This window comes from Citrobacter sp. wls718 (assembly GCF_005280945.1).
Taxonomy (GTDB): Bacteria; Pseudomonadota; Gammaproteobacteria; order Enterobacterales; family Enterobacteriaceae; genus Citrobacter; species Citrobacter gillenii.
Genome location: NZ_SZWV01000043.1, coordinates 52,270 through 61,107 on the forward strand (window position 1 = coordinate 52,270; position 8,838 = coordinate 61,107).

Consider the following 8,838-nt stretch of genomic DNA (forward strand, 5'->3'; position numbering starts at 1 on the left):
AGCCGCCGGCCACTATCGCGCAGAGCCTCAGCGGGTGTTGTGCGAAGCCGAATCCCTGTCGGAAAGCGTGCTGATTACCACCGCGCACGCCTGGCAGTATCAGGGCGAAACGCTGTTTATCAGCTGCAAGTCCTACCGTATCGACGGCCATGGCAAGATGCATATCACGGTGGATGTCGATGTCGCCAACGGAACGCCGCACCCGGCACGTATCGGCCTCAGTTGCCAGCTGGCGCAGGTTGCCGAACGCGTAAACTGGTTAGGTCTCGGCCCGCATGAGAACTACCCGGATCGCCTGAGCGCGGCCTGTTTTGACCGTTGGGATCTGTCGCTGGATGAGATGTACACCCCTTACGTCTTCCCGAGCGAAAACGGCCTGCGCTGCGGTACGCGCGAGCTGCGCTACGGGGCACATCAGTGGTGTGGTGACTTCCAGTTCAACATCAGCCGCTACAGCCAAAAACAGTTAATGGAAACCAGCCATCGCCATCTGCTGTCGCCGGAGGCGGGAACCTGGCTCAATATTGACGGCTTCCATATGGGCGTCGGCGGGGATGATTCGTGGAGCCCTTCCGTTTCCCCGGAGTTTCTGCTGAGCGCAGGGCGTTATCACTACCAGGTTATCTGGGGCTAAACATAATAATAATGGGCAGGTTACGACCTGCCCTTATTTTGCCTGAGGAAGTCTATTATGTATTATTTAAAAAACACTAACTTCTGGATGTTCGGTTTTTTCTTCTTCTTTTACTTTTTTATTATGGGTGCCTATTTCCCTTTCTTCCCGATTTGGTTACACGATATCAACCATATCAGTAAAAGCGATACCGGCATTATCTTCGCCTGTATATCGCTGTTTTCGTTGCTGTTCCAACCGGTATTTGGTCTGCTATCTGATAAACTCGGCCTGCGTAAGCATCTGCTGTGGATAATCACTGGCATGCTGGTGATGTTTGCCCCGTTCTTTATTTACGTGTTTGGGCCATTATTACAGTTCAATATTTTAGTAGGCTCGATTGTCGGTGGCATCTACCTGGGATTTATTTATAATGCCGGGGCGCCTGCGATTGAAGCTTATATTGAGAAAGTCAGTCGCCGCAGCAATTTTGAATTTGGCCGGGCGCGAATGTTTGGCTGCGTTGGCTGGGCATTGTGCGCATCCATTGTCGGCATTATGTTTACCATCAACAATGAATTTGTCTTCTGGCTGGGTTCTGGCTGTGCGGTAGTCCTCGCCCTGCTGCTGTTCTTCTCGCGCACCGATACCTCGTCATCAGCAGAGGTCGCCAATGCCGTCGGCGCAAACCACTCTGCCTTTAGCCTGAAGCTGGCGCTGGAATTATTTAAGCAGCCAAAGCTGTGGTTCCTGTCGCTGTACGTGGTTGGCGTGTCCTGCACCTACGATGTGTTTGACCAGCAGTTTGCCAATTTCTTCACCTCGTTCTTTGCAACCGGTGAACAAGGCACGCGGGTATTTGGCTATGTCACCACCATGGGGGAATTACTCAACGCCTCGATCATGTTCTTTGCGCCGTTGATCGTAAACCGTATTGGTGGGAAGAACGCTCTACTGCTGGCCGGGGCGATTATGTCGGTACGTATTATCGGCTCATCATTCGCCACCTCGGCGCTGGAGGTCATCATCCTCAAAACGCTGCATATGTTTGAAATCCCGTTCCTGATCGTCGGCTGTTTCAAATACATTACCAGCCAGTTTGAGGTACGGTTTTCTGCCACCATTTACCTCGTGTGCTTCTGTTTCTTCAAACAGCTGGCGATGATTTTCATGTCGGTGCTGGCGGGCAATATGTACGAAAGCATTGGCTTCCATGGCGCGTATCTGGTGCTGGGTATTATTGCGCTGACTTTTACGCTGATTTCGGTGTTCACACTGAGCGGGCCGGGGCCGTTGTCTCTGCTGCGTCGCCGGGAAAGCCCGGCGCTATAACGCGGGGTTTGCCAGAGGGTGTAATAACAAGCCCGGTAAGCATCGCGCTACCGGGCTGTTTAACGAGGATTATTCTTCGATTGCCTGGCGAATTTGCTGCAACGACGCGGGATCGTCGATGGTGGTCAGATCGCCGGGATCGCGGCCTTCACAGATCGCCTGGATCGTACGCCTTAGCATCTTGCCCGATCGCGTCTTCGGCAGTTGTGACACAAACCAGACATGTGCCGGACGGCCAAAGTTACCAATCTGGCTGTCCACCAGCGCCATAATCGCCTTCTCTTCTGAATGCGCAATGTCGCGGTCTTCCAGACTGTCACTCTGTTTCGGGATAACAAACGCCACCGCCACCTGCCCTTTCAGCGCATCTTTCACGCCGACCACCGCCACTTCCGCGACGTTCGGATAGCTGGAAATACTCTCCTCTATCTCGCGGGTGCCCAGCCGGTGTCCGGCCACGTTTATCACATCATCGGTGCGGCCTAAGATGAAGTAATAGCCGTCTGCGTCGCGGATCCCCCAGTCGAAGGTGGCGTAAACCTGGCGGGAGAACAGCGACCAGTAGGTGTTCACAAACCGTTCGTCATCGCCCCAGATGGTCTGAATACAGCCCGGTGGCAGCGGCCCTTCAATCACCAGCATACCCTTTTCGTTCGCTTCGCAGGGTTCACCGGTCACTTCGTTGAGCAACTGCACGTTGTAGCCATACATCGGCACACCGGGGCTGCCCAGACGCGACGGCCTGTCGTCCACGCCACGGGCAATTGCCATAATCGGCCAACCGGATTCAGTCTGCCAGTAGTTGTCGATCACCGGCACGCCCAGTGTTTGGGTTACCCAACTCGCAGTGGGTTCATCCAGCGGCTCGCCCGCCAGATACAGCACCTCCAGCGAGGAGAGATCGTGATTGCGGATCTGCGCGGTCGGGAACTTCTTCAGCACGCGAATGGCGGTCGGCGCTGAGAACATTCTGCTGACCTGATATTTTTCGACAATCTTCCACCACACACCGCAGTCCGGGTACGTCGGCAGCCCTTCGTACACCACCGTCGCCATCCCCGCCAGCAGCGGGGCATAAACGATGTAGGAGTGTCCGACCACCCAGCCGATATCCGAGGCACAGAAGAACACGCCGCCCGCTTTGCCGCCAAAGATGGTCTCCATCGACGTCGCCAGCGCCACCGCATAGCCGCCAACGTCACGCTGCACGCCCTTCGGCTTGCCGGTCGTGCCGGAAGTGTAAAGTATGCAGGAGGTTTCGTTCGACTCCAGCCACACCACCGGCACGCGCGCCCCGAGATGCTGCTGGCGCAGTGCGGCAAAATCGAGATCGCGCCCCTCGACCCGCGCCATTTTCGCCAGCCCACGATCGACCAGTACCACGTGATGCGGCTGATGCTGCGCCTGGTCAATGGCATCATCGAGCAGCTTTTTATACGGCAGGATCTTGCCCCCGCGCGCCCCGGCATCCGCCGACACGATGACCTTCGGTCGGGCATCGTCGATTCGCGCCGCCACGCTGTGCGAGGCGAAGCCGCCGAACACCACCGAGTGGATCGCACCAATGCGTGCACAGGCCAGCAGCGTAATGTGTGCCTCGGTGATCATCGGCATGTACACCAATACCCGATCGCCTCGCTGCACGCCCAGCGACAGCAGAATAGCGGCCGTCACGTTGACTTCGTCATACAGCTGACGAAAGGTAAACGTGCGCTCTTCTTCGGTTTCCGAGGAAACGGCAATCAGCGCCAGCGCATCGGGCTGCTTCTCCAGCCAACGGTCAATGGCGTTATGGCACAGATTGGTCGTCCCACCGCAAAACCAGCGCGCAAACGGCGGATGGCTATGGTCCAGCACCTGAGTGAACGGCTGCTGCCAGTCAATACGCTGGGCCTGCTCGGCCCAGAATGACTCAGGTTGAGTGATAGATCGTTGATAAAACTCGCTAAAAGACATAATGCTCTCCTGTTGAACTTACGCCTAATGAGTCAGGTTTTAGATAATGAACAAATCCATGTACTCATTAACCGGCATCTGTTCCAGGCGAGTTCTGTCCAGGGAAACATCCAGAATGCGCTGTTGTTGGCGGGTCGGGAACTGGCGCGCCAGGTTGATTTTGAATTTCTCGACCAGCTTCGGCATGCCGTCAGTACGACGACGCGCGTGGCCGATCGGGTATTCCACCACCTCTTCGTCAAAACGGGAGCCGTCGGTAAACTCCAGGGTGATAGCGTTGGCGATGGCGCGTTTTTCCGGGTTGTGATAATCGGCGGTAAAGGCCGGATCTTCGAAGCAGTTAATTTTCTCACGCAGCGCGTCGATGCGTTTATCCTGCGCCACGCCGTCTTCATAATCAGCCGCCGTCAGGCGTCCGAACAGCAGCGGGACCGCCACCATGTACTGGATGCAGTGGTCGCGATCCGCCGGGTTATCCAGTGGGCCTTTTTTGTCGATGATGCGAATGCAGGCTTCGTGTGTACGAATCGTCACTTTTTCGATATCGGCGGCCGTCTTACCAGCAGCCAGCAGTTTTTCATGCAGCGTCATGGCGGCTTCTACCGCGGTCTGGGAGTGGAACTCAGCCGGGAAGGAGATTTTAAACAGCACGTTTTCCATCACGTAAGAGCCGTACGGACGCTGGAAGCGGAACGCTTCTCCTTTGAAGGAGACATCATAGAAGCCCCAGGTTTTCGCCGTCAGCGCAGACGGATACCCCATCTCGCCGGTTTTGGCCATCAGCGCCAGACGTACCGCCCGGGATGTGGCATCCCCCGCCGCCCAGGATTTACGCGTACCGGTATTCGGCGCATGACGATAGGTTCGCAGCGACTGTCCGTCGACCCACGCCAGCGAAACCGCGTTGAGGATCTCATCGCGGGTCAGTCCCAGCATCTCGGCGACTACGGCGGTCGAGGCCACTTTCACCAGCAGAACGTGGTCCAGGCCGACGCGGTTAAAGGAGTTTTCCAGCGCGATACAGCCCTGAATTTCATGGGCCTTGATCATACCGGTCAGCACGGTTTTCATAGTCAGCGGCGCTTTACCCGCTGCTACCGCATTGCGCGACAGCCAGTCAGCGGTGGCCAGAATCCCGCCAAGGTTATCGGAAGGATGGCCCCATTCCGCGGCAAGCCAGGTGTCGTTGAAGTCCAGCCAACGGATCATCGCGCCAATGTTAAACGCTGCCTGCACCGGATCGAGCTGAAACTGGGTGCCCGGCACGCGAACACCGTTCGGCACCACCGTCCCCGGGACAATCGGCCCCAGCAGTTTTTTACAGGCCGGATATTCCAGCGCTTCCAGCCCGCAGCCGAGGGTGTCGAGCAGACAATAATGCGCGGTGTCATACGCCACCGTCGAGGTGATGGCGTAATTCATCACGTAATCAACGATATCAACGATTTCACGGTCAAATTCAGGGCGAACATTCGAAATATGAGCGGACATAGGGTACGTTTCCTGTTTTTTATCTTTAGAGGTTTTGCATTAGCAACGCTTTTCAATAGCGACAAATACGCGATCTTCCGGGCCGGTGTAGTTGGCGGAAGGCCGGATGATTTTATTATCCTGGCGCTGTTCAATGATGTGCGCCGCCCAGCCGGTGACGCGGGCGATGACAAACAGCGGGGTGAACATTTCGGTCGGGACGCCCATCATGTTGTAGGAAACCGCCGAGAACCAGTCGAGGTTCGGGAACATCTTTTTGGTATCCCACATTACCTCTTCCAGACGGTCGGCGATGTTGTACATTTTCAGCGAGCCGCCTTCCTGGGAAAGCTGCTTCGCCACACGCTTGATCACCTGATGCCGCGGGTCAGCAAGGGTGTAGACCGGGTGACCAAAGCCAATCACCACCTCTTTGTTTTCTACACGTTTACGGATATCAGCTTCGGCTTCATCCGGCGTTTCGTAGCGCTGCTGAATTTCCAGCGACACTTCGTTGGCCCCGCCGTGTTTCGGACCGCGCAGCGCGCCAATGGCGCCGATAATCGCGGAATACATATCCGAGCCGGTTCCCGCAATCACCCGTCCGGTAAAGGTCGAGGCATTGAATTCGTGTTCGGCATACAGCACCAGCGAGATGTGCATCGCTTTTTCCCAACTGGCCGACGGTTTTTCGCCGTGCAGCAGGTGCAGGAAATGACCGCCAATGGAATCGTCATCGGTTTCCGGCTGGATACGCTCACCGTTGTGGCTGTAGTGATACCAGTACAGCAGGATCGAGCTGAGCGAGGCCAACAGCTTATCGGCAATGTCGCGCGCGCCGGAGACGGTATGCCCCTCTTTTTCCGGCAGCGTGCAGCCCAACGCAGAAACGCCGGTACGCATCACGTCCATCGGATGCGAAGCGGCAGGCAACGCTTCCAGAACGGTACGCACGTTTGCCGGGAGGCCACGCAGCGCTTTTAATTTAACCTTGTAGGCGTTGAGTTCATCGCGGGTGGGTAATTTTCCGTGGATCAGCAGGTGCGCCACTTCTTCAAATTCGCACTGTTGCGCGAGGTCGAGAATATCGTAGCCACGATAGTGTAAATCGTTACCGCTTTTACCAACGGTGCACAGGGCGGTATTGCCGGCGGTCACGCCGGACAGCGCGACCGATTTTTTCGGCTTAATAACATTCGTACTATTTTGCAGGATCGTTGTGTCGCTCATGTTGTCCTCGTTATTTTTATATATAGGGTATTGAGGGTATGCATCGCGTCGTACGTTGTAGCCCGGATAAACGTAGCGCCATCCGGCATTGCCTGATGGCGACTGCGCCTTATCAGGCTTACGGCTTCGTGGCGTACAACGCGTCGAGTTTCTCTTCGAACTGGTAGTAGTTGATGCTTTCGTACAGCTCGTTGCGCGTCTGCATGATGTCGATAACGTTCTTCTGCGTGCCTTCCTGGCGCAGCACGTTGTACACCTGCTCGGCGGCACGGTTCATGGCGCGAAATGCCGACAGCGGATACAGCGCCATTGCCACGTTCGCACTGCGCAACTCATCGGTAGTGAACAACGGCGTTGCGCCAAATTCAGTAATGTTGGCAAGGATCGGTACCTGCACGGCATCGGCAAATTGGCGGTACATTGCCAGCTCCGTAATGGCTTCCGGGAACAGCATGTCAGCGCCCGCTTCGACATACGCCTGCGCACGATCGATAGCGGCGTCTAACCCTTCCACCGCCAGCGCATCGGTACGCGCCATAACAACAAAGTTCGGATCGGTACGCGCATCCACCGCCGCACGGATCCTGTCGACCATCTCTTCTTTCGATACGATCGCCTTGTTCGGACGATGCCCACAGCGCTTGGCGCCGATCTGATCTTCAATGTGCAGCGCAGCGGCCCCGGCTTTGATCATCGATTTCACCGTGCGTGCCACGTTAAACGCGGATGATCCGAACCCAATATCGGCATCCACCAGCAGCGGCAGCGGGCAGACATCGGTGATACGGCGGATATCGGTCAGTACATCATCGAGGGTAGAGATACCGAGATCCGGTAACCCTAACGACCCGGCAGCCACGCCGCCACCAGAGAGATAAATCGCCTGATACCCAGCGCGCTGGGCCAGCAGAGCGTGGTTTGCATTGATGGTGCCAACAATTTGTAATGGATTTTCTTTAGTGAGCGCGGCGCGAAACGCCAGCCCTGGAGAGTGCAGAGACATATCCCATCCTCTTGTTATCAACTTGTTATCGTTCGTTGATTAACCTAAAGCAAGGGGTATGCCAACGCCTTTATTGAGTGCGTTATTTTTACTTACCTCTTTTAAAACAATTAATTACAATTTTACTCTGCGTTTTTGTCGCACAAAAGCGTGTCAGCACGCGTTTCATGAAACCGGCCTGAACGTTTCATTGCAACATTTATGAAACACAACTAAACCCAATATTCGGTTCTTTAATTTTGGGGTTAGCGATGGCTGAGACACATCTTCCACCACGCATGAATGACGACAAACCGGTTATCTGGACGGTCTCCGTCACGCGCCTGTTCGACCTGTTTCGCGACATCAGCCTGGAGTTTGATCACCTCGCAACCATTACCCCAATTCAGTTGGGTTTTGAAAAAGCGGTGGCCTATATCCGCAAGAAGCTCGCCAGCGAACGTTGCGATGCCATCATCGCCGCGGGTTCCAACGGCGCGTATCTGAAAAGCCGCCTGTCGATTCCGGTGATCCTGATAAAACCCAGCGGATTCGACGTGCTACAGGCGCTGGCGAAAGCCGGTAAGCTAACCCCGTCGATTGGCGTCGTCACCTATCAGGAAACACTGCCCGCATTAACCGCCTTTCAAAAGACGTTCAATTTGCGCCTGGAGCAGCGCAGCTATATCACCGAAGAGGATGCGCGCGGGCAGATCAACGAGCTGAAAGCCGGCGGAACGCAAGCGGTGGTTGGCGCGGGCTTGATTACCGATCTGGCGGAAGAAGCGGGGGTGACCGGGATCTTTATCTATTCGGCGGCCACCGTACGTCAGGCCTTTAGCGATGCGCTGGATATGACCCGCCTGACGCTCCGACGCAACGGGCAATACGCCAGCGGCGATACGCTACGCACCCGCTATACGCTGGGTGATATGCGCGGTCATTCGCCGCAGATAGAGCAGGTTCGCCACACCATCATGCTGTACGCCCGCTCGCGCGCACCGGTGCTGATTCAGGGTGAAACCGGGACGGGGAAAGAGCTGGCGGCGCAGGCGATTCATCGGGAATATTTCACCCGTCAGGACTCTCGACGTGGCAAGCCCTCAGCGCCATTTGTCGCCGTTAACTGCGGGGCTATTACCGAATCATTGTTGGAAGCGGAGCTGTTTGGCTATGAAGATGGCGCGTTTACCGGCTCTCGTCGGGGCGGTCGCGCGGGCCTGTTTGAAATTGCCCACGGCGGGACGCTGTTTCT

General features: G+C 56.0%; 6 protein-coding genes and 1 pseudogene. 3 read left to right on the forward strand and 4 right to left on the reverse strand.

The features are described from left to right. Positions 1–634: pseudogene (gene lacZ, locus FDW95_RS23635) on the forward strand (beta-galactosidase); the annotation flags it as partial. A gap of 57 nt (positions 635–691) precedes the next feature. Further along, entirely contained in the window at positions 692–1,945 is a 1,254-nt protein-coding gene (locus FDW95_RS08375) for an MFS transporter (protein WP_115259316.1), read from the forward strand. Positions 1,946–2,014: 69 nt separating this feature from the next. On the opposite strand, the gene prpE is transcribed toward FDW95_RS08375, so the two are convergent. The 4 genes from prpE to prpB all read right to left on the reverse strand — a co-directional run bounded on the left by prpE (position 2,015) and on the right by prpB (position 7,604). Then, positions 2,015–3,901, reverse strand: coding sequence for a propionate--CoA ligase (gene prpE / locus FDW95_RS08380; protein WP_115259317.1), 1,887 nt, complete (start codon positions 3,899–3,901; stop codon positions 2,015–2,017). Between the two features lie 39 nt (positions 3,902–3,940). Continuing rightward, complete coding sequence (locus FDW95_RS08385; protein ID WP_115259319.1) at positions 3,941–5,392, reverse strand: bifunctional 2-methylcitrate dehydratase/aconitate hydratase; 1,452 nt, start codon at positions 5,390–5,392, stop codon at positions 3,941–3,943. A gap of 39 nt (positions 5,393–5,431) precedes the next feature. After that, complete coding sequence (gene prpC / locus FDW95_RS08390; protein ID WP_115259321.1) at positions 5,432–6,601, reverse strand: 2-methylcitrate synthase; 1,170 nt, start codon at positions 6,599–6,601, stop codon at positions 5,432–5,434. Positions 6,602–6,719: 118 nt separating this feature from the next. Further along, positions 6,720–7,604: a methylisocitrate lyase gene (prpB, locus tag FDW95_RS08395; RefSeq protein WP_115259323.1), complete on the reverse strand. Its 885-nt coding sequence runs from the start codon at positions 7,602–7,604 to the stop codon at positions 6,720–6,722. Between the two features lie 251 nt (positions 7,605–7,855). Here prpB and prpR point away from each other — a divergent pair. Next, positions 7,856–8,838 (forward strand): propionate catabolism operon regulatory protein PrpR (gene prpR, locus FDW95_RS23640; RefSeq protein WP_249358978.1); only part of this gene is annotated, 983 nt, incomplete at its 3' end.